The sequence below is a fragment of the Bradyrhizobium sp. CCBAU 51627 genome, from assembly GCF_028128765.1.
Lineage (GTDB): Bacteria > Pseudomonadota > Alphaproteobacteria > Rhizobiales > Xanthobacteraceae > Bradyrhizobium.
The window spans coordinates 142,320-163,501 of sequence record NZ_LBJG01000017.1; the positions used below are offsets into that span (position 1 = coordinate 142,320).

The 21,182-nt window shown below is 59.1% G+C and carries 17 protein-coding genes and 1 pseudogene; 10 read left to right on the plus strand and 8 right to left on the minus strand.

What is annotated here, in order from left to right:
* Positions 1-307: 307 nt before the first annotated feature.
* Positions 308-1,984 carry an outer membrane beta-barrel protein gene (locus XH88_RS09010; RefSeq protein ID WP_271615041.1) on the minus strand — a complete coding sequence of 559 codons (1,677 nt, stop codon included), beginning with the start codon at positions 1,982-1,984 and terminating at the stop codon, positions 308-310.
* Between the two features lie 1,049 nt (positions 1,985-3,033).
* On the opposite strand from XH88_RS09010, the pseudogene XH88_RS09015 reads away from it, so the two are divergent.
* Positions 3,034-3,723: pseudogene (locus XH88_RS09015) on the plus strand (class I SAM-dependent methyltransferase).
* A 238-nt stretch (positions 3,724-3,961) separates the two neighbouring features.
* Here XH88_RS09015 and XH88_RS39190 read toward each other — a convergent pair.
* On the minus strand, positions 3,962-4,201 hold the full coding sequence (locus XH88_RS39190) for a hypothetical protein (protein WP_430641873.1): 240 nt from the start codon (positions 4,199-4,201) through the stop codon (positions 3,962-3,964).
* 633 nt (positions 4,202-4,834) lie between these two features.
* On the opposite strand from XH88_RS39190, the gene XH88_RS09025 reads away from it, so the two are divergent.
* A complete protein-coding gene (locus tag XH88_RS09025; RefSeq protein WP_271615042.1) occupies positions 4,835-5,092 on the plus strand; it encodes a hypothetical protein in 258 nt (85 codons plus the stop codon).
* Here the strand turns inward: XH88_RS09025 and XH88_RS09030 are convergent.
* Positions 5,089-7,899, minus strand: coding sequence for a DUF5695 domain-containing protein (locus tag XH88_RS09030; protein WP_271615043.1), 2,811 nt, complete (start codon positions 7,897-7,899; stop codon positions 5,089-5,091). The two genes, XH88_RS09025 and XH88_RS09030, sit on opposite strands and share 4 nt — an antisense overlap.
* Before the next feature lie 1,169 nt (positions 7,900-9,068).
* Here XH88_RS09030 and XH88_RS09035 point away from each other — a divergent pair.
* Positions 9,069-9,275, plus strand: a complete 207-nt coding sequence (locus XH88_RS09035; protein ID WP_271615044.1) for a hypothetical protein — start codon at positions 9,069-9,071, stop codon at positions 9,273-9,275.
* A gap of 260 nt (positions 9,276-9,535) precedes the next feature.
* On the opposite strand, the gene XH88_RS09040 is transcribed toward XH88_RS09035, so the two are convergent.
* The 4 genes from XH88_RS09040 to XH88_RS09055 form a co-directional block, all read right to left on the minus strand.
* Positions 9,536-10,132: an anthranilate synthase component II gene (locus XH88_RS09040; RefSeq protein ID WP_271615045.1), complete on the minus strand. Its 597-nt coding sequence runs from the start codon at positions 10,130-10,132 to the stop codon at positions 9,536-9,538.
* Positions 10,129-11,538, minus strand: a complete 1,410-nt coding sequence (gene pabB, locus XH88_RS09045) for an aminodeoxychorismate synthase component I (RefSeq protein ID WP_271615046.1) — start codon at positions 11,536-11,538, stop codon at positions 10,129-10,131. Before pabB ends, XH88_RS09040 begins: the two co-directional genes overlap by 4 nt.
* 139 nt (positions 11,539-11,677) lie before the next feature.
* Positions 11,678-11,995, minus strand: coding sequence for a Dabb family protein (locus tag XH88_RS09050; RefSeq protein ID WP_271526407.1), 318 nt, complete (start codon positions 11,993-11,995; stop codon positions 11,678-11,680).
* A 134-nt stretch (positions 11,996-12,129) separates the two neighbouring features.
* On the minus strand, positions 12,130-12,765 hold the full coding sequence (locus XH88_RS09055; protein WP_271526406.1) for a GntR family transcriptional regulator: 636 nt from the start codon (positions 12,763-12,765) through the stop codon (positions 12,130-12,132).
* A 114-nt stretch (positions 12,766-12,879) separates the two neighbouring features.
* On the opposite strand from XH88_RS09055, the gene bioB reads away from it, so the two are divergent.
* The 7 genes from bioB to panC all read left to right on the plus strand — a co-directional run bounded on the left by bioB (position 12,880) and on the right by panC (position 20,408).
* A complete protein-coding gene (gene bioB / locus XH88_RS09060) occupies positions 12,880-13,875 on the plus strand; it encodes a biotin synthase BioB (RefSeq protein ID WP_271615047.1) in 996 nt (331 codons plus the stop codon).
* Between the two features lie 46 nt (positions 13,876-13,921).
* Complete coding sequence (gene panD, locus XH88_RS09065) at positions 13,922-14,275, plus strand: aspartate 1-decarboxylase (RefSeq protein ID WP_128948109.1); 354 nt, start codon at positions 13,922-13,924, stop codon at positions 14,273-14,275.
* A 76-nt stretch (positions 14,276-14,351) separates the two neighbouring features.
* A complete protein-coding gene (locus XH88_RS09070; protein ID WP_271615048.1) occupies positions 14,352-15,503 on the plus strand; it encodes an 8-amino-7-oxononanoate synthase in 1,152 nt (383 codons plus the stop codon).
* The gene (gene bioD / locus XH88_RS09075) at positions 15,503-16,138 is read left to right on the plus strand and encodes a dethiobiotin synthase (RefSeq protein ID WP_271615049.1); all 636 of its coding nucleotides are present in this window, start codon (positions 15,503-15,505) and stop codon (positions 16,136-16,138) included. Before XH88_RS09070 ends, bioD begins: the two co-directional genes overlap by 1 nt.
* Positions 16,135-17,400, plus strand: coding sequence for an adenosylmethionine--8-amino-7-oxononanoate transaminase (locus XH88_RS09080; protein WP_271615050.1), 1,266 nt, complete (start codon positions 16,135-16,137; stop codon positions 17,398-17,400). Before bioD ends, XH88_RS09080 begins: the two co-directional genes overlap by 4 nt.
* Before the next feature lie 1,286 nt (positions 17,401-18,686).
* On the plus strand, positions 18,687-19,565 hold the full coding sequence (gene panB / locus XH88_RS09085) for a 3-methyl-2-oxobutanoate hydroxymethyltransferase (RefSeq protein ID WP_271526401.1): 879 nt from the start codon (positions 18,687-18,689) through the stop codon (positions 19,563-19,565).
* A 3-nt stretch (positions 19,566-19,568) separates the two neighbouring features.
* Positions 19,569-20,408, plus strand: coding sequence for a pantoate--beta-alanine ligase (gene panC / locus XH88_RS09090; RefSeq protein WP_271615051.1), 840 nt, complete (start codon positions 19,569-19,571; stop codon positions 20,406-20,408).
* A gap of 252 nt (positions 20,409-20,660) precedes the next feature.
* Here panC and XH88_RS09095 read toward each other — a convergent pair whose 3' ends face one another.
* Positions 20,661-20,864: a hypothetical protein gene (locus tag XH88_RS09095; protein WP_271615052.1), complete on the minus strand. Its 204-nt coding sequence runs from the start codon at positions 20,862-20,864 to the stop codon at positions 20,661-20,663.
* Between the last annotated feature and the right edge of the window lie 318 nt (positions 20,865-21,182).

Here is a 21,182-nt window from a genome sequence, read left to right on the forward strand (position 1 = left end):
CTCCTCTTATCGCCCTGTCCAAATCCGAAGCCGGCTCTGTATGCAGCCGGACGCCGTCGAAACGTCTACCTGACACAGTGGCGCGCGTACTATCGCCATGTCGCAGCGCTACGTTGCGGGTGCGATGTCATGGACCGAACCGCACAGCGTGCATGGTCTCGTTTTACCGAAACCATGCGCTCAAGATCGAAATGCTCGGACTGCATAAGGCCCGCGACCGGCAAGGACATGGCTAATGATCCTAGCTCGATGCGCGCCATTTCTTAGCGTTGAAGACGCCTGGCGCTTGGCTTGAGGTGTGATCTTTTCAATCAAACTTATAGGAGGCCTGAAAGAACGTACCCCAGCGCTCCATGCTGTACTTCGCGAATATGGCCGGATCACCGACGCAGCCGCTGCTGCTGCACAAAGAGTCGCCCAGCCTTTTGGTCCACATGGCCCAGTAGCGCCCGCCGACGCCGACGCTGAAGTTCTTGGTGAAGAAGTAGGACAGCACGCCTTCAACCTGGACGCCGCCGCCACCATTGCCCCGCTGTTCATCGAAGGTGGTCTTGTCGCGCAAGAGATGGTGGTCACGCCCTTTGAAATCGGTCCAGGGCAGGTAGGCGACATCGGTGTTTAAGCGCCAGCGCTGAGTGAACATGGTTTCGGCGCTTAGGCCGACACGAGGTGCGTTCCACTGAGTATTCTGGCTGCCGATGATAGTGTCCGGGTTCGCCGGACAAGTGTAGCGGGGGTGGGCAATCTGCGTGCAACCGATGGAGTCGGAACTCTGTTCGTAGTAGGTCCAGCCGATAAATCCGCCGACCTTGTAGTTGGCGCCGCGCAGGAAATCGTAACCTGAGTCTGCGGTAAAATAGGTGAACCGTCCGTTTCGTTGCCGTGATGCGTTGTTGATATAGGAGAGTTTCCGATCGGCGAGCCAATCTTCATTGTTTATGTTTCCTCTATCGAAGCGCCCAAGGCCAATGTTGCCCTTCAGGAACACTCCCCATGGGCTGTCGACACGGCCAAATAGCTCTCCCGAAAGTCCGTCAAGGCCATGATAGGTGAGCCTCGATACAAGGACGCTGGGGTCTAGAGGCAAGTAGGGCGCTACACTGTGGTCCCATTGGAATCGTCCGCGGCTGAGCCAGAGCCGCGATCCGCCTTCGAACGACCAGCCATCCGAATAAGCAATCGGCGGCGCGCCGACTGGAGCCTTCGCGTACTGCGGCACATAGGACCATTGCGCCGTCCACGGGTCGGCGCCAAAATGGTAATTCAATCCAATCTTTCCGATGTGATAGTTGCTGGACGGGCTCGTTGTGTTCGCCGGAACAATTGCGAACGGCGGACCCTGCACCGTCGGAGGTGTCGCGACACTCGGGCCGCGGAAATTCAGATAGTCATACTCAGCTGTGACCGACCATGCGGGCGTAAGCGCCTGCTCGACGCCCAGCCCGATGATGCTACCGATGCGACCGTAGTCGAAATGGGTTTTCTCCTGTGGCACGAGTCCGCCTTCATAGTTATTAATGACGTCGCCCTGATTGTTTTGCCAAGCTGCACCTCCCTTGAGATAGGCCAGCGTGCCACCCGACGCGCCAAACGTGTAACCGACACGACCGGTCGCGGTGGCAAAGACGTTCGTACCTGCCTTGCAGTTTGCACTCACGACAAAGCCGGACGACGCGAGGCAGGTATTTGTGCCGTCTGAGACAGCACTGCTGGCATCGAGTTCGACGCCAAACACCCAGCCGTTCTTCTGCCAATTGTAGCCGATCTGGCCACCTGCGAGGAACGTCGGCGTATCGACGATGCCGCCATAGATTGACGGACCGTAGGGATTGCTGAAGGAGGTTCGGCCGTACCCGCCGCCGACGTGTCCACCAATATAGCCTCCGGACCAATTCCACACCGCCGCGGGCAGTTTCACCTCCGGCTCAAAGTCTGCCGCATTGCCGGCACCACTTGCGACGAGCGCAATTGTCGTGGCCCCCAAAAGAAGAGCTCCAGATCGCATTCAACACGTCCCCTGCATTTTCTCGGTCCATAACCGAGCATCCATAAGCTATCGCCGCAGCAAACCGTCGGGTCGGAGCAGACGCTAACAGCGACACGCGCCGAATCCGTCCCGAAGACCATCGCACTGTGGTTGGTGATGATGCCGCAAAGAGAGCAAGTCGCGTGCCGAATTGAATTCGCAGGCTTTGCAGGCACTTCGTCTCGGCGTGTATTGCCAAGTTTCTGACATTGTCTCAATACCGACAGCCGCGCGGCCACTGCCCAGCAATACTTGGCTAACGCGGTGTCATGGGCCGAAGCGCACGATGCGCCGGTCTCACTTTGGCTACCAGAAGCCTTGCTGCCTCAACAGATGGAAAGACAGTGCTGGAACGGGCTGCGTCGCTTCGAAGATATTTGAGATCGATCTGTGCTCCCGAGCGGTCTCATCGAGAGCACTCTTCATTTGACGCCGCTCTAGTCTTCAGACGATATCCTTGCTCCTGCGGGTTGGGGACGAGGCTCTCACAGGTCACTCCGGCGATTACACGTTCTGGGTCACTCCACAAAGTATCGGTCCAAATCAATCAACGAACCCTTCGGCAAGTCTCTGCGCGAAGTGGCAAGGAACGTTGTCTCGCCTGGTCGTGGGTCTTGGACAGAAATACAATGCCCGGCGTTATCGTCGTGCGAAGTACAAGCACCTTGAAATCGGCCGATATTCAAGAACGGCGACGCGAAGGTCACATTTTGTTCGAAAACCGCGCGCTAACTGTCGCTTGGTTGTCGCGGCCGGATGTACGCTGCGGCACCACGGGAGCCCCGGCTTTCATGCCGGGGTTTTTCGTTTTCGGCGCGAGAAGTCCGGCCGATTCAAGATGTCTTTTGTGTAGCTTGATTTGAGTAGGATCATGACGCCTCGCAGCCCACCGCGACAATTCTGTTTGATCTGCAGGAACCGTCCGGGGCAGAGCGAAAGCCGAGTAGCAGGCAGACATGGCGCAGAATATTTACGACGATCCCGATTTCTTCGCTGGCTAGAGCCAGTTGCCCCGACAGGTGCATGGGCTGGACGGCGCCCCTGAACGGCCCGCGATCCGGGCTATGCTGCCCGATCTGGGCGGGAAACGTGTCGTCGATCTGGGATGTGGCTTCGGCCGGGCCTCGCGCTGGATGCGCGAGCAGGGCGCGGCCTCGGTTCTGGGTCTGTCGCAAAGCATGATCGAGCGTGCCAGGAGAGACACAGCGGATACGGCCATCGAGTATCGCTTCGCCGATCTCGACACGCTGGACCTACCTGAGACGGCTTTCGACCTCGCCTATAGCGCGCTGACCTTTCACTATATTCAGGAATTTGGCCGCCTCGTGCATGTGATCCGCAAAGCACCGGTTCCTGACGGCCATTTTGTCTTTACGATTGAGCATCCGATCCTCAAGGCATGCGGCGCATGCGCACTGGATTTCCGATGAGGAGGGCGGCAAAACTTGGCCGGTCAATCGATATTCGTCGAGGGTGAACGTCGGACGGACTGGTTCGCTAAGGGCGGTCTGAACTACCACAGGACGCTTGGCAATACCCTGAATACGCTGATCCGCGCGGGCTTTCAAATTCGGCGAGTCGAGGAGTTTGCCCCGACAAGCGAGCAGATCTAGCAGGTGCCGCAATTGGCCGAAGAACTGGAGCGTCCCATGATGTTGATTGTGTCTGCGTCCGCATCGATCGCAGGTAGTGCTTAGAAGCCGTCGTGATATCCGGCCTGACTAGGTCCTGCCGAGCCCGCCCTCGGTACTGATGTCAGCCCCGCGCCAAGCGCTGTCTTGCTGGTCCGTCTGCGGCCATTTCGGCGAAGCGAACCAAGGCGTGGTACCGGCCGAGAAAGCGTCTGCCACACGGGCGAAGGCATCGCCATCTGGGCGATTCCATGCGTGGCGCTGTAACCGGCGACGGTGGCGGGCGCGACATAGAGGAGGATGATCAGGAGTCTAAGCCAAGTCCATGGGAGGAAGGCGAGCGCGAGTTGGCCAATGCAAATGGTGGCACCGCCCGCCACGAGCCCTGCTGCTGCGCCACCGAGCACTCCGGCGCCAGTGTGGAAGGTCCGGTGCCGATCGTCAGGGCAACGAAGAAGGGCAGTGCGAAGACAGCGAGTGTGAATAATAGCCAGCAGACGAAACTGATGCCAACGAGGACGAGCAGTGGTCCAAAGATGATCATGGTGGTGGTCTCCGTGAGATAAAGGTCTGACGGTCGCGCCTTCCACCACCACGGCGCGGGAATGAGTATAACTGCAGCTGTACGCAGGCGCCAGCGCGAATGAAAATCCCGCTGGCTTTCCGCAGTCCAACTCGCGGAGCGATGTACCCTTCATGGTTGAAAGGGGGCGAATTCGTGAATGTTGGCGGCGGATCGCCATCGTACTCACCGGACGGCATGACGCCGTAGGCGGCTGTGCCCGAATGAAAGACGACGACGCAGACCATGAGGGTAGTGGCGAGGTTCTAGCCGTTGGCAAATGCGAGGACTTGAGACATTGATCCGGCTCCTGTGTTGAGGCGGGGACCATCCCCGCGCGACAGGCGCCCGACGTGTCGGGCCGAGGGCCGCAATCACCGCGCAGACGAAGACGAGGCGGCGGCACGCGCACGCGTAAGCCGCCCCCCTGCGGATTGATGGCGTCAGGCTCTCGGTCCGACCAAGGATCAGCGCTGATAGACGCGGGGTGGCGCCCGCTGGCGGGAGCCGTGCGTCGTAGCCTGCAGCATCGGCGTCCGGGTTATCGTCGCCGCTACCGCCCGTTGGCTGATCGGCTAAAGTGCATTGCGACTTGTCACGATGGAGTGAGGCGCCATGGCGGCAGTCACGGAGCGCGACTCGCATCTGGTGAGGAAGGCGCTCGCCATTGCCGTGTTGGCGATCGAGCGGCTGCCGGGGCCGCTTAAATCGGCGTCAGACCAAAGCGACATGAAGGCGCTGCTCGACGAAATGATCGACAACAACGCGGAGTTAGCGCACTATGCCCGTGCGGCGCGGATCGCCGTGATAGGCGTGGAACAGCAGGCCATAAGTGCCCGATCGCACCCCACAATCGGCAACACTAGAGTCTAGCGAACCTGAACCCGCGGTAAGCGCGCCCCAGGCAAGCGGACGACGAGCTGGCCGTCCGTGATGTCGACGACTTCCTTGCGCTTTCTCCCGTCATCGTACCGCAATTCGAACGACACTCCCGATGCAGATGGGGCAAAGGGCTCAGGCGTAAGGCTGATCCACCCCTCCCCCAAATTCAGAATGATCGGTTGATCGGCCCGGAATCGGGCGTCGAGCAGCACCAAATCCAATCGGAGAGACTGGAGCCGCACGTTGAGCCGTCGCCGCACGCCATCACGTGGCCAGATACGCAGGATGTGAGCGAACGTCTCCATGATGCCACCGTGACAAATCCGCCCAAAGAGGGGATCGTCGGCAACGATCGTCGCAGCAGCGCGGACCGCCCCACAAAATCCCAGGTCGATCTCGCACGAGTAATACCACGTTCCACGGTGATGCGGCTGACCGAGCCATGTGATCCCGCTCGGCGCCGGCTCGAAGCCGCCACCGGCCGCGCCGTCATTCTCCTCGCCCGGATACCAATAGCCATGACCCGCCGACGCAGGGCCGCTGTTCAGCAAAGCCCACGCGCTGAGTTGTGACGCATAGCCGAGACGAAGGAGCGGATGCGGGTTATCTGCATCGTTCAGCGCATGATCAAGCAGCGCCCCGCCACCCATCTGCGCCATGTAAGTCAGCGTATAGGCGTCGCCCGCAGTGCGGCGATAATCGCTGCCCAGGTAGTAATAAGCAGGTTCCAGCCAGCCACGGCAGAACAGATTTGCAGCGATCTGACGCTCCGCGAAGGCACGCGCTGCCGCCTTCGAAACCCCCATGGCGGCAGGGTCGTCAAGGGCCGAACGCGCCAGTGCCTGCGTTGATTCGAAGGCGGTGGAATCGAACGGATATTCAGACTCGAACAGGTCCACCTTCGGATCGACGAAGGCGCGCACCTTATGCGCCCAATGCGCCTCCAACGTCGCCGCCTCGCGCGTCAAGCCCGCCGTCGTGAGCGCTGAGACCAGTTCGGGGATCACACATTCGTTGTAGAAGCCGGTGCGGTAGGCAGACCACATTACCACGCGCATCGGCACCGTGAACATGGCCAGCGCCGTACCGTAGGCGCGTACCAAATAATCTCGTGCGCTCTGGCGGGTGGGTATCGCGGGATGGTCACGCGCGATGCGGTGCATGGCCAAATACATCGCGAAGATGTGCGGATAGTCATAAGGCCGCCAGATATGCAGGCGGCCCTTTGGGCCGGGATCGCTGCTTTCCCTGTTCTGCTTCCAATCGGGTATGCCGTAGAGGCCGTAGGCGTATGCCTCCTGTGTGGTACGTTGCAGCCCGCCCCAGACGAACGTATCTATATACCGATCCAGCGCCGCCACTTGCGCCACATCAGGATGCTCGGCATTCTTGGTCGCGAGGTAAGCGGGCTTGCTCAGCCCGGGATCGTCGCACGTCACCTCGTAGATGCGCCAGCCCTTGATCCGGTCGTAATTGTCCGGGCCAAGCAGGACCTGGGTCTCCATATTCCACTCGCCAAACAAACCGTCGTACCATTTGGACGGGTCACGATGCTGCCGCTTCACGATGAAGGTTGCGCGCTTCTTCATCATCGTCTCGACGGGCTCGGTAGCGAAGAATTCAAGAAAGGTCTGGCGCGCACCCGGCTGGTGCAGGGTCAGCCGGTTCTCGCCCAATCGCGAAAAGCGAACCCGCCACAGGCGCCTGCCAGCCCGATCCGGCAACCGTTGCACCACCGTGTCGCCGGTAAATTCAGCTTCGATTCGCTCCACCGGAATGGAGGACGCGAGCGCGATGTCGACATGCAGGTCATTGGGAACCGTCATGCCCGGCATTACTTCCACGTCCACCAGACCGGCGTCCGCGATAGCCCTGCGCGCCGCCTCGTAATCGGCAACCCACTGGAAGCGGAGACGGTAACGCCGTTGCTCGGCCGGCGACAGGGACAGGGAATGGGTCGGCTGTCGCCAGCGAGTCCCGCCCGCCACTGCCTCGCCGGCGGCCGCCCCGCCCAAGATGTAGGCGCACCACGTCCCACTGGCTTCGGCCGAATCTTTGTGGACATCCCAATATTCCAGTGACGTGTCCGCTTCCGGTAAGAGCATGAGGAAGGGGCCGGTGCTGTTGCCGCGAATCCAGAAGATGTGCGATCCATGCCCCGAGACGAAGCTGTGCTTCAAAACAGCCACCGATACCGGTTGCCCTGCCGGAAATTCGGTGTTCATCGGCATGGGCAAATAGAGGTCGCCAACCTCCACGCTCGCCATGCCGTCGTTCCGCAGCATGATCTCCCAAGTCAATCCAGCCTCGTCGACTGCAAGGCGGGTCGTGAGAAGGACGCCGGCATCGCGGGCTGCTAGTTCAAGGGCCGCGCTATGCATAGGCTTCGTTGCATCAACGCCGGTTCGAAGCGTATGCCACTCGGATCCGGCACGCCGAACTCTAGCGTGAGCCGTCCCCAGCGCGGCTCCAGGCAGAACATAATCCGTGTCATACGCATCGTTACGATAACGCAAGGAGGTAATGCCGTCTTGTGTGCACCCAACGACGAAAGGAGAGTCGGCCGCCTTCAACACCATGGCAACCTTGCGCTGCGGCCGACTGGGTGTAGGCACCGTAACGCCCCCGAAAAACGCGCTACCCAAGAAGCTACTGCCTAACAGCATCGTACGACGCGTATACGTCCATGCTTTAGACATGCCTTTAGTCTTCGTCATCAACCGTATCCGGTATCGCTCCATACGGATGATCAAGGCGTGCCGTTTCCCGCCGTAAACGTCAACGCGACAAAGCGACATACGTTCTCAAGTGCCCAGCGTTCGGTTGGCACCGCTTTGTGACAAGCGCGGCGAACTGGTGCTGCATGAGAACTCATGGATCCAGAGAGTTTCGTCAGGCGCGAGCAGGCGTGACCACGTGTGCCGCGTTTGGAGTTGGAATACCTCTACGTGACTGAACATGATGATCACAAACAATCACGGCTTACAGTCCCCCATCCACGTCCACAGTTGCGGGCCTCTTCGCAAAAATAGGCGCGCAATCAATTCGATAGACTAGCTGGTAGTTTGGTGCGCAATCATGACATTGTGTCCGGCAGCCTGTTGGCGCTGACCGCCGCTGGGCTTGCACCGCTTTGCTCCAGCCTGCTCGCATTTTCCTTCATTTGGATCCCGCGGTTGACCTTTGGCGCGCTAGGATCCTGCGAGATCTCACGCAAGACGGTACGCAGCCGGACAGGGGGGCGCTGGTATGGTTTTCCACGTATGGAGGCCCGGCGGTTGCAGATGATCTGCTCAGGCATCCGTAGGGATCCGCTTCCTCGATCGCTTCCGCATGTAGTGCCCGTCGTTCTGAACGGCCGACCTGATCTCCTGGTTGGCCTTCGTGCAGTTGCCACTAACAACGTCGGTCCCCCTCCATGAACGATATAGTTAGTCTTATGGTCGCATCACGCGTTTTTTGCGTGGGTTGCGCAGCTTTTGCGCCAAGTCAACTTCGGCGCTACAACTGTCGATCGCCGAACGAGCAGGCGCAGGAGCGCTGGAAGCGTCACCCAGCAAGTCCCCGACCGCACAACCTTCGGTGAGGTGCCCTCTCAAGAGCAAGCAGGTATGAATGTGCTTCACGGGTAGGCCCTCTACCGGCCTTCATTATTTACCTCGCCATCTGCAGCGCAATGCGTAGCTCGTAAAAGCCCTAATCCGATCAAGAAGAGGCTTTGGGGACAACATTGCTGAGAACGATGCAGCGGGGGGGCGGCTCGCGGCTGCTCTTGACCATCTTCAGCTATCGCCGCAACGAGAATAACCAAAGCAGATTGAGATGATGGAAGCGGGGTGTGGCTTTGACGGATCAATTCCAAGCATCGGAGTTGCCGCCGGTCCTGCAGAGACCGTCGAAAGGCTTTCGGCGGATCTTTGCTCTTCTGAGTCGTATTGCTCGTTCTTTGCGCCGGAGGAGCCTATTTTTGGCGAATATCGAAACGTTTGCCGAGGCGCCGCCGGCGCACGAAGTCGTGCCTCCCTCGCTTGGCTTGTCACCTGAGGATAGGGACGTTCTTTTATGGATCCAATCAGGGCATCAAAAGACAGCCGATGAAATTGCCGAGCTCAATCGCAACGTCGATGCGCAGCAAACCGAGCTAAAGCGGATCTCGGATCAGATCGCAGCCTGACCCAAAGAATCGTCCGGCGCCTGTTGCTTCTCCTGCTCCTGCTGCTTCTTCGCCGGCCGTGCGCACCACATCCAAGCCGGCCAAGAGAGACGTCCGGCCCTCGAAACCGCAAGGTCCGGTTTCTGTCGGAGGCGCGCCGCTGACTGCGGAGCCGAGCACGGAACAGCGCTGATTACCGCAAATGCCTGCCGAATTGGGCCGCGCCTTCCAACCACGTCGGAAACCAACGGTCCACCATCTTGATCGGCGGGCCGAGCCTCTCATTGCGCCGCGTGGTTTCGGAAATCCTCTGTGAGTCGCAAGAAGTTCATAAGCAGGACGTGCCCCTGTGAGGTAAGTATCGACTCGGGATGGAACTGGACCCCATAGGTGGGATAATAGCCGTGCGTGAGGGCCATGATCTCGCCTTCCTCCGAACGCGCTGTCACTATGAGGTTCTGCGCACATGACTCATCAAGCTCGACGATAAGAGAATGGTAGCGTCCGACGTCAAGCGGGGTTGGCAGCCCCTTGAATAACCCTCGGCCGTCATGCGCAACGTATGAGCGCCGACCGTGCATGGGCCGACGCGCACGCGCCACCCGTCCTCCGAAAGCGCTCGCAATACACTGATGTCCAAGGCAGATACCGAGAATTGGTACGCGTCCTGAAAGTTCGCGAACCACTGCTGTCGATATTCCTGCCTCAGTTGGGGTGCAGGGACCGGGCGATATGACCACCGCGCGCGGGTTGAGACTAACGAGCTCGCTGATGCTGAGAGCGTCGTTTCGGATCACTTCCGTTGCTTCACTGAGCTTGTGGAAATAGCGGGCAATGTTGAACACGAAGGAATCGTAATTATCGATGATGACAATCAAAACGCACCAGTTGGTTCAGAACCAAATGCATCAAAGATTCGCTCTGCCTTGGCGAGCGTTTCCTCGTATTCGGCCTCGGGCTCCGACAAGGCCGTTATACCGCTGCCCGCATGAAAGACAGCCAGGCCGCCGTCGATCGTGACAGTGCGGATCGCAATACTCGTGTCCACGTGCCCGTTGAAGCCGATGAAGCCGATCGCCCCACAATAGACCTCTCGCGCTATGCGCTCGATTTCTGTAATAATTTCCATCGACCGCAGCTTTGGCGCTCCCGTAATGGAGCCGCCGGGAAAGCAAGCACGGAGCAGGCTAACGGCGTCTTCGTTTCCGGCAAGTGTCCCCGTAACGATCGACACGAGATGGTGCACCGAGGCATAGGACTCGAGATTGCATAGGGCCGGAACCTCGACCGAATGCGCAGTGCAAACGCGTGACAGATCGTTACGCAAAAGGTCGACAATCATCGTGTTCTCGGCATGATCCTTTTCGGAAGCGAGGAGAACTGCCGCACGGCGGTGGTCTTCCTTGGGATCAGGCGAACGAGCGATCGTGCCCTTGATGGGGCGTGTCTCGACTTGTCGCCCGTCAAGCTTTAGGAATCGTTCCGGCGAACTTGATGCGATGGTCAGCTTTCCCCATCGCAGCAGGGCCGCAAAAGGCGCCGGATTCAATGATCGAAGCTGGCAATAGAAGGCGAGCGGATCAAACGAGGTCGACAGGCGGGTGCTGAAACGCTGCGCAATATTCGTCTGGAACACGTCACCCGCCAGGATCAAGTCGATCACGCGTTGTACCGCCGCAATGTAGCTCTCGCGGCTGAAGTTTGAGTGCCATGCGCCCGCTTTGCTGGAACAACCCTTCTGTGGCGCCTTTGGACCGGCAAGCAATGCTGCAAACTCGTCGGCTCGATGACGCGCTCGTTCGCTCCGTCGCACGCGATTCTGCTCCGGCCATCCGGTTGAGACGATCCAGCATTTGTTATCCCGGTGGTCGAAGCTGATGACCACGTCATAGAAATGCAGGATGGATTGGGGCGAACCCAGACCGGCAATTGCTGGCGCAGACAATCGCTCCAATGTCCTGTTCATGTCGTAGCCAAGGTAGCCTGCCGCTCCTCCCTGGAACGGCGGGAGATCGGGGCGATGCTCTTGCGGGTACTTCGCGAGTAGCGTTCGAAGGACCTTCCATGGATCGGCCTTGAGAGTCAGTCCGTTCCAACTGGCTTGGCCGTTCGCGACCCTGTAGGTGCCGAACGGGTCGCACGTTAGATATGAGTAGCGCCCAAGCAGCTCGTGCCTTGCTGCGCTATCGAGAAACGTGAGATGCGATCGATGCCCAAGATGTCGCATCGCTGTGACAGGTTCAACCCACTGCAACTCGCGAACGTACATCGGGTTATCGGTCACGGGCGGCTAACGTCGTGGAAGTGCCGTTCCATCTTTCGCCCCACCCGATGAGAATGACGCTTATCTGCGATGGGCCGAAACATGAGGGCCATTGCCAAGTTAACCCGGCGGTGGACGTTTTGCTGCGACAGCACCTGGATCATCCTGCCCTGGAGGCGAAAGGGGTATCTGTTGATACATCGTAGTCGGCCGCGAACCGCATCTCGCGGAGCGGTCGGACCCGTTTAATCGACTCCTGGTAGAGATTGTGCGCTTTGTACGCTGCGAGCTCCGTCTCGTTGTCGAACTCACCATAGACCACGATGTCGATATCGTTGCCGAGCTGATCGGTCTTGCGGTTGCGGGCAACCTCAAGCCGGCGCGCATGTGGTATCGTGGTGAGAAGCGAAAGACCTTCGATGATCTGGTCGATATGCGCTTCGTCCTTGGCGCTGAAGAAGACGATGTGACGAATCATGGCCGTCCGTGGAGATGCCGCTAGGGGGGCCATAACTATCTGGGAATAGAGCCCGTTGCAACGAGGCTAGTCGCCTGCCGCGTGATCGTCGCTTGCGATCGTAGGCGATCGGCAATGAAGCTTGCCAGATTTGCTCAGGACGCCGGAAGGGCAAGGCGCTCAATGGTTTGAATGTGCCGCGTGAGCAGGTTACAGGCTTGATCGACGTTGCGCGTTCGCAAGGCTTGCAGAATCAGGCGGTGATCTTGATTGGAGCGCGGTCGCCAGCCCACCGATCGCGCCATCGCGAACACCAATCGAGAATTGGCAAGCTGCAATCCATCGAGGCTCGCGAGCAGACGCGGCATTCCGCATGGCGCGACCAAGGCTTGATGAAAGGCGCGGTTGGCCATCTCAAACTCCTCGATCGTCTTTGCATTGTCTCCTTCGATCAAGGCCAGCTCGATCTGAGCCAAATGAGCTGTTGTGAGCCTTGGCCCCGAATGGCGCAATGCCACCACCTCGAGCGCGGCGCGCATTTCGGCGATCTCCTTCACTGAACGGGTATCGAGCGGGGCAACCCGAACACCGCGACGCGGCACAGCGACAACTAGATGTTGTGCCTGCAGCTGCCGAAAGGCCTCGCGCACCGGGACGTGGCTGGAATTGAATTCTCGTGCAACGTGATCCTGACGGAGTGGCGCGCCTGGCTCCAAGGCGCCGCTGATAATGCGCTCAGCGATTGAGTCCGCGATGCGCGCGACCGTCGTCTTGTTGTCAGCCGTGATCATAGATTATCTACCGCAATAACCGGTGCATTTGCGAGGCAGCTCGATTAGCATCTCTTTGAGAGCGATGACTATAGATAATTCACGAGATTATCTACAATTGAGCGGGGTTGGGTTATGGATGCTGCTGCGCAAGTCCAACGGAAGGAAGCAAGCAACGGGGCGCAGGTTCGTATTCATTGGAACGTCGGAGAGGCTAAGGCGCTCTACGACCTTCCTTTCGCCGACCTGATGCTTCAGGCGCAGCGCGTTCATCGCAAGAACTTCGATCCAAACCACGTCGAAACTGCGAGCCTGCTCAGCATCAAGACCGGCGGTTGTCCGGAGGACTGCGGCTACTGCTCGCAAAGCGCCCATTACGAGACCGGCCTGAAAGCCACCCGTCTGATGCGTTGCGCCGATGTGGTTGCGACCGCGCAGCGCGCGAAGGATGCCGGCGCCACGCGCTTCTGCATGGCAGCGGCCTGGCGCACGCCAAGAGATCGCGATCTTGATTCCGTCTGCGACATGGTCAAGGCGGTCAAGGGACTCGGCATGGAAACGTGCGTCACGCTCGGCATGCTGACACCGAAGCAGGCCGCGCGCCTCGCCGAGGCCGGCCTTGACTTCTACAATCACAACGTCGACACATCGCCCGAGTTTTACAGCAAGATCATCACCACCCGCAGCCTGCAGGACCGCATCGATACGCTGGCGCATGTGCGCGATGCCGGCATCAGGATCTGCTGCGGCGGGATTATCGGTATGGGCGAGCGCGTCGAGGACCGCCTAGGTATGCTCGTTCTGCTCGCTAATCTTCCCAACCATCCCGAAAGCGTGCCGATCAACTTGTGGAGCAAGATCGAGGGCGTGCCGGTGGAAGACACCGCGGAGCCTCCCGATCCGATCGCGCTGGTCCGGCTGCTGGCGACCGCGCGGATCATGATGCCGAGGAGTGTGGTTCGCTTGTCCGCCGGGCGGCAATACATGACCGATGAATTGCAGGCGCTTTGCTTCTTGGCTGGCACAAATTCAATTTTCGTCGGCGACGTGCTCTTGACCACCAAAAACCCTAAAGTTGATCGCGACGCGGATCTGCTGGCCCGGCTCGGCATCACGTCCGGGCTCGCCTGACGGAAGCAGTGCGCGCAATTGCCCCTATATCCAGCCTAGGTGAGAAATGCAGATAACTTTGATGAAGGGCAAAATCCATCGCGCCTCAGTGACCGAAGCTGATCTGCACTATGAAGGCTCGATCTCGATAGATCGTACGCTCCTGGAGGCAGCAGGAATGGTGATCAACGAGCGCGTCGAAATCTACAATGTCGAAACAGGCGCGCGCTTTGCCACCTACGTGATCGAGGCGCCGCCGATGTCTGGCACGATAAGCCTGAACGGTGCGGCCGCCCGACTGGCGATGCCCGGAGACAAGATCATTATCGTTGCATATGCCTCATTCGACGAGGCCGAAGCAAAGATGTTCAAGCCACGCATTGTGCGCGTGGACCGAGACAATCGCATCCTTGCAAGTTGAATCCAACAGGACATCCTTCCTTCCTAAACGGCCAACGCATCTTTTCCGTGATTTGATGCGATCCTCGGAGTGATGAATGCGGTCGATCCAAACAGCTAGACTTAATCCCTACGTCTCAGCGTTGAATGCCTTGGACGAAGATAAACGGCTGCGCTGCCTCAAGCCACGTGTGGGGATCGATTTCGCATCGAACGACTATCTGGCGCTCGGGAACGCCTCGTGCATCAAAAAGGCGATGGTCGCCGCACTCGAGGCGGGCACTCCGGTTGGAGCCGGCGGGTCGCGGCTTCTGCGCGGCAATTGCGAGGAGCATGAACGGCTCGAAACGGAAGCGGCTCAGTTCTTTGGCGCGGAGGCCGCGCTTTTCTTTGGAGGCGGCTACATCGCAAATTTTGCCCTCCTGACAACGCTGCCGCAGCGCGGCGATCTGCTCCTTCTCGATGCGCTCGTGCACGCCAGTATTCACGAGGGGGCGCGGGCCGGTCGCGCAGAGTGTCGAATTCACGCGCACAATGACCCCCAGTCAGTCGAAGACGCGATTCGCGACTGGCGAAACAAAGGTGGGGCGGGTCGCGTCTGGATTGTGGCCGAAAGTCTCTACAGTATGGATGGCGACTTCGCTCCACTCGAAGAGCTGGTGGCAATCGCCGATCGCCAAGACGCGTTTCTGATCGTGGATGAGGCTCATGCCACAGGCGTTTACGGGCATCAGGGACGAGGGCTCACGGCCCCTTATGACAGGCGCGAAAATCTCATCGTCGTTCATACCTGCGGCAAAGCGCTCGGTGCGGCGGGTGCACTTGTTACGGCCTCCGGCATCTTGCGCGATTTCATGGTCAACCGCTGCCGTCCGTTTATATTTGCAACCGCCCCATCACCATTGATGGCCGTTGCCGTTCGAGAGGCACTGCTCACCCTGCAGAAAGAGCCGGAGCGGCAGCAAGGGCTGGCCAAACTCGTTGCGTTCGCGCATCGGCAGATCACCTCGCTTGGTTTGCGCACATCATCGACCTCTCAGATCGTACCGCACCTCGTAGGTGACAATGCTCATGCAATGCGACTTGCCTCTGCTCTGCAGGCGCGCGGCTTCGATGTCCGCGGAATTCGGCCGCCAACCGTCCCTGCAGGCACCGCCCGCTTGCGAATTTCGTTGACACTCAATGTTGGGGAAGCGGACGTGCGCGCAATGCTCGATGCGCTGGTTGAGGTGACGAGGGGCTCGTTTTGATGAATAAGCGGATCGTCGTGACTGGTACGGACACCGGGGTCGGCAAAACGGTATTCTCCGCAGGGCTCGCCGGGCTTCTCGGCGCGAATTACTGGAAGCCGGTCCAGGCTGGACTCGAACAAGAGATCGACTCCGAGTGCATCCGCCGCCTCGGTGGCCTCTCGTCCGATCGGATCGTCCCGGAGCTCTATCGACTTCGGACGCCTGCCTCGCCCCATTACTCCGCGGAGATCGACGGCGTTCGCATAGATACCGAGACGCTTCGACTGCCGGATAGCGGCGAGCGGCAACTCGTGATCGAGGGCGCCGGCGGACTCATGGTGCCGCTGACAGCGCGCACTCTTTACATCGACATCTTCGAGCGCTGGCAGCTTCCCGTCGTGCTTTGCGCAAGGACGGGACTGGGCACAATCAATCACTCCCTGCTCTCGATAGAGGCTCTGCGCAAGCGTCAGATCCGAATCCTCGGAGTTGCGTTCATTGGCGAAAGAAACGCCGAAACTGAAAGCGCGATTTGCGAGATCGGGAGAGTGCGCTGGTTGGGACGGCTCCCGTGGCTTGTTCCCCTCACGGACGATAGGCTGCAGGCCGCTTTCAAAGACTCCTTTGTTGTCAGCGATTTCCTGAACCTATGAAGGCAGCCAAAAGGTCGCCGATCTGGCACCCGTTCACGCAGCATGCTCTACAGCCGGACATGACGAAGGTGCTGCGGGGAGAGGGGGCTTATCTCTACACCGAAGATGGCCGACGCCTTATCGATGCAATCTCCTCCTGGTGGGTCGTGACCCACGGCCATTGCCATCCATGCATCGTGAACGCGATCCGAGAACAGGCAGGCAAGCTCAACCAGGTCATCTTCGCCGGATACACTCACGACCCGGCTGAGCAGGTTGCGACGGAACTATTGAAGGTCACCTCCCCCGCGCTCGAACATGTGTTCTTCTCCGATAGCGGGTCAACCAGCGTCGAGGTCGCGCTGAAAATGGCGCTCGGCTACTGGCGCAATACCGGAAGAGAGCGAACTAAAATTGTGGTGATGCAGCACTCGTACCATGGCGACACGATCGGGGCGATGTCGGTAGGTAGCCGAGGCATCTTCAATGCGGCCTACGGGGCGCTGATGTTCGAGGTGACATCGATTCCGTTCCCGGCAAGAGATTGTGAGCAAAGAGCGCTCGATGCGCTTGAAAACGCCTGTCGAAACGAACATCCCGCAGCCTTTATCGTGGAGCCCCTGATATTGGGTGCCGGTGGAATGCTAATGTATTCTCCCTCGGTGCTAAGAGAGATGAAGCGGATTTGCGAAGTCTTCAACGTCCTGTTCATTGCGGACGAGATCATGACAGGCTGGGGCCGGACGGGTACCTTGTTTGCATGTGAACAGGCCGATGTCACGCCCGATATTGCCTGCTATTCGAAAGGCCTCACGGCTGGGGCGCTGCCGCTCGCCGTCACACTCTGTCGTGCCGAGATTTTCGATGCGCATTATTCTGAAGATCGCACGCGCACGTTTTTTCATTCGAGCTCCTATACGGCCAATCCAGTGGCCTGTGCCGCCGCCAAGGCTAATCTGGACCTATGGCAGGATCAGGAATATCGCTGCCGGCTGGCATCCTTGGCGAGGATGCAAGAACAGGCTCTCGCGCCGTTCCGCGCCGATTCACGTTTCGCAAACGTCCGGCGCACAGGAACGGTCACAGCGGTTGAACTCAACACGAGCGATGTCGGCTATCTGGCGGACATCGGTCCGAGGCTATTGGCTTTCTTCCAAGCGCGAAATCTGCTGTTACGCCCACTCGGTAACACGATCTACGTCATGCCGCCTTACTGCGTTACGGCGGCCGACCTTGATGAAATCTATACTGCCATCCGCGACGCTGCTGACTTGCTGATGTGAGATGCACGAGACTGTGCGATCATTTGCAGTGACAGGATCTTGGAAGGCGAAAGTGTCCCTATTGCGGCCTTTGATAGTGCAACGAGGATGCAGCCCCCAGGGCCCCCAGGCTGATCGTGCTTTAAGCACTTAAGCACTTAAGCGCTTCCGATCCAACTGCCGCAGCAATTCTGCGGGCTGGCCATGAAAGGTGCAGCATTTGACCAAAATGTCGAGTGAATTGCGTTAATCACGACAGAGGAATCCATTATCTTGAGCAAATTCTCGGCGAGGCTTTCTGCGGAAAGCACTGCTTCGCGAGACAGCCGCACATCAGAGTCAAGGCTCTTGATGGTTGCAAGAACCAGGGAGACGGCCCGCCGGGCGCCGCACCTTTAGTGCGCGCGTGGTGCTGGGGTCAGAGGGCAGTGGGGCTTCCCAAGTAAATGTCTGACAGGAGGCGAGAATGCACATTGGCTTCCGTAATTCCCTCGACCATTCAGCCACATGCTGCGCGATATGCGGCGGAAAGTTTGGGTTGATCCGCCATTACTGCTGGCGAACGGCTCTTTGCTCCAAGAAATGCGTCAACCGCTTCAAGGCGCGGCGGGAGGCCGATCAGAAATGGCTCCGATGGCTTCGAGCGGCTTAGGCATGGACTGAGTTGTGCCGGTACGGCCCTGGTCAGAGAATTCGAGTGGCCCTCTAGAGCACGTGGAAATCAAGTGACAGAAACATCGGCAAAAATTATCGACTTCAGCGCCTACAGGGCCAGCAGGTTGGCTCGCTCTGAGCGCCTTCGCGACGACATCTACTCGACGGCGCCTCTCGCTGCGCTTACGGCGGCCTGTCACCTTTGGACCTTCCTGGCCTGCCATCCGTTTGCTTTGCTCGGTGCGCCAGCGCCGAAGCAGGAGTCTCACGACTACCCCTAGGGGGCAGACACGGAGATGTGCCCTAAAGACGAAGTCCCCACTGCGTGCATCTGCAGCTCGGTCCGGTCGAGCCGTCACCGTATGGAGAGGCTGCAATCAGCCCGGAAATGCGTGCAGATGGTCGTTCGTCGCGAGCGCCGTTCCTCGGTTGGGGCCGCGGCTGGCATAGCCGCTGAAACTGCACGGGAAGACGAGACATCGGTGGTGAAATCGCGATGAGGAAGGTCTTGGCTCATGGTTGCGCGACCATTGGACCGTTTTTGCGCTGTTCTCGAGTTCTAGGGAACTGGGATCTCCATCCTTCATGCCATTGACAGGTTTCTCCCGCGTTCTCTAGGAAGCGCCGACGGATGTGTGGGGAGCGGATTCAATATGAGCCACAGTTCAGAGCAGCCTCTAGAGCGTGTCACGATTCCGGCACTGCAGCAGTGGAAGGATAAAGGACGGCGTGTCGTGATGACCACCGCCTACGATGCGGTTGCGGCGCGCATCGCCGATCCCATTGTCGATATCATCCTGGTCGGCGACAGCGTTGGAAACGTCTGCCTGGGATTCGACAACACGCTGCCCGTCAGCGTGGCCATGATGAATCATCACCTGGAGGCTGTTGCGCGCACGAGGCCTCATGCCCTGCTTGTGGCCGATATGCCCTTTCTGAGCTTTCATGTCGGTTCTGAGGATACGATTCGCAATGCAGGAGGTTTTCTGCAGCGTGGCGCCGATGCTGTGAAACTCGAGGGTGGTGCCAAACGCATCGAGATGGTACGCGCCTTGGTCGATTGCGAAATTCCTGTGATGGGACATCTCGGTCTGACCCCGCAGAGCGTCAACGTGATGGGTGGATTCAAGGTGCAGGGGAGGACACCGGATACCGCCTTGCGGCTGCTCGATGACGCGTACCGTCTGCAGGAAGCCGGCTGCTTCGCGCTGGTCCTGGAGGGCATTCCTGCCGAGCTCGCGGCGCGAGCGACCGAATTTCTCACGATACCCACCATCGGGATCGGAGCAGGACCCGATTGCTCGGGCCAAGTGCTCGTGCTCCATGATGTCTTGGGGCTAACCGAAGGCCATCGCCCCAAATTCGTTCGTGCCTATACAAATGGATTCCAGCTGTTCCAGGAGGCGCTGTCGCGCTGGGCTGCCGATATCCGCAAAGGTGCATTCCCGGGCTCAGAGGAGTGCTATCGGCTTCCTGATCAGCTTCGGGATGCCGTCGCCAACTGGGTGCCCTCCAGTTCAACGTCAAGGTAAGAAATGCAAGTCATTACGAAGGTCGCTGAGCTGCGTCGCGCCCTTGCAGACGTTTGCAATGCCGGTAAGCGGATCGGATTCGTTCCGACGATGGGATACTTGCACGACGGCCACCTGGCCCTGATCTCGGCTAGCCGGGGACACTGCGACGTCACTGTCGTTAGCATCTTCGTCAACCCCACTCAGTTCGGCCCAAATGAGGATCTCAGCAGGTACCCTCGCGACTTCGCGCGCGATGAAGCGTTGTGCCGCAGCGCCGGGGTGTCCATCATCTTCGCGCCAAGTGCAGAGGAGATCTATCCGGCTCAATTTGAGAGCTTTGTCGAGCCGGGCGAACTCGCAAAGCCGCTCTGCGGAGCTTTCAGGCCTGGACATTTTCGTGGTGTAGCGACTGTCGTCTGCAAGCTATTCAACATGGTGCAGCCGGACGTCGCGTACTTTGGACAGAAGGATTTTCAGCAATGCGCTGTGATACGCCGCGTGACGGTTGATCTGAATCTTCCGATCGAAATTGTGACTGTGCCAACTGTGCGGGAGCCAGATGGGCTGGCAATGAGCAGTCGCAACCGTTATCTCAGCCCGGAAGAACGTGGTCGGAGCCTTGCGATCAGCCGTGGATTGTTCGCCGCAGCGCATGACTTTGCCTCAGGGGAGCGCGATGCGGCAACGCTGATTGCGCTTGCAAGAAGGCATTTGGAAAGAGTCGATCGACTGCAGTACCTAGAGCTTGTCGACACTGGGACCCTAAGGATTGCCGAGAGCCCTCTGCGCTATCCGGCGGTCCTCTGTGTCGCAGCGTACGTCGGCTCCACTCGGTTGATCGACAATGTAGTCCTGTCCTGATCGCCATCGCAGCCAGATCCGGAAGTGATTTCGCTCAGAAACAGTCGAACCGGATGCCTCGACGCTGAAATCCTCAACATCCTGGAAGAACCCTCGAAGGCGATCCGCAACTGCCCTTTGCGTGCTGAACAACTATCCCACCGCTCGAGCTCGTGATGTCGGTTGGAGATTGGCTCTGCCGCTGACGGGTGGAGCGAGGCGGGGCTGCTCCCACGCTGCCGAGAGCAGCCAAGTGCGAGTTCGCTTTCTGTATTATGACTTCGGCGGCTCGCTCAGACACTCCGGGAAGTTCCGACCGCTTTCCGCGCGTTTTACGACGTCGCGCAAGGCAATTTCAGAAAGTCGTACAACCAGCTGTTTGAGGCGCGCAATCTCCTGCTTGCAGCGCTCCAGCTCGTGCTGTTCGTCTGCCATCACAGATGGTGTGCGACGACAGCTGTTGCCGAGATGATTCATGTAGCTCCCTTTCCGATTCGACAAACACAGCAGATAATCTGAACAGCCCAGTTGCTTCTCTTCGCTGAACGAGGCGCCTCGGCGTCAGATCGGAGCGCTTCACACGCAGTCTGCGGTGGGCTGGTTGCTAGCTCACTCCCTGCAAAGGGCTTGCGCCCAGCTCGCGCATGCGACGGCGCTTTCAGCGACGCCATCTCGCTCGTCGCTCGTGCTCAGTTGCAGTAATGGCCGCCAACAACGTGGCCGCGGAATATGCCCTCCGGCTGCATGTGATTGCTCTGGGCGGAGACTGTAACAAAATGGCAATATCGATTAATG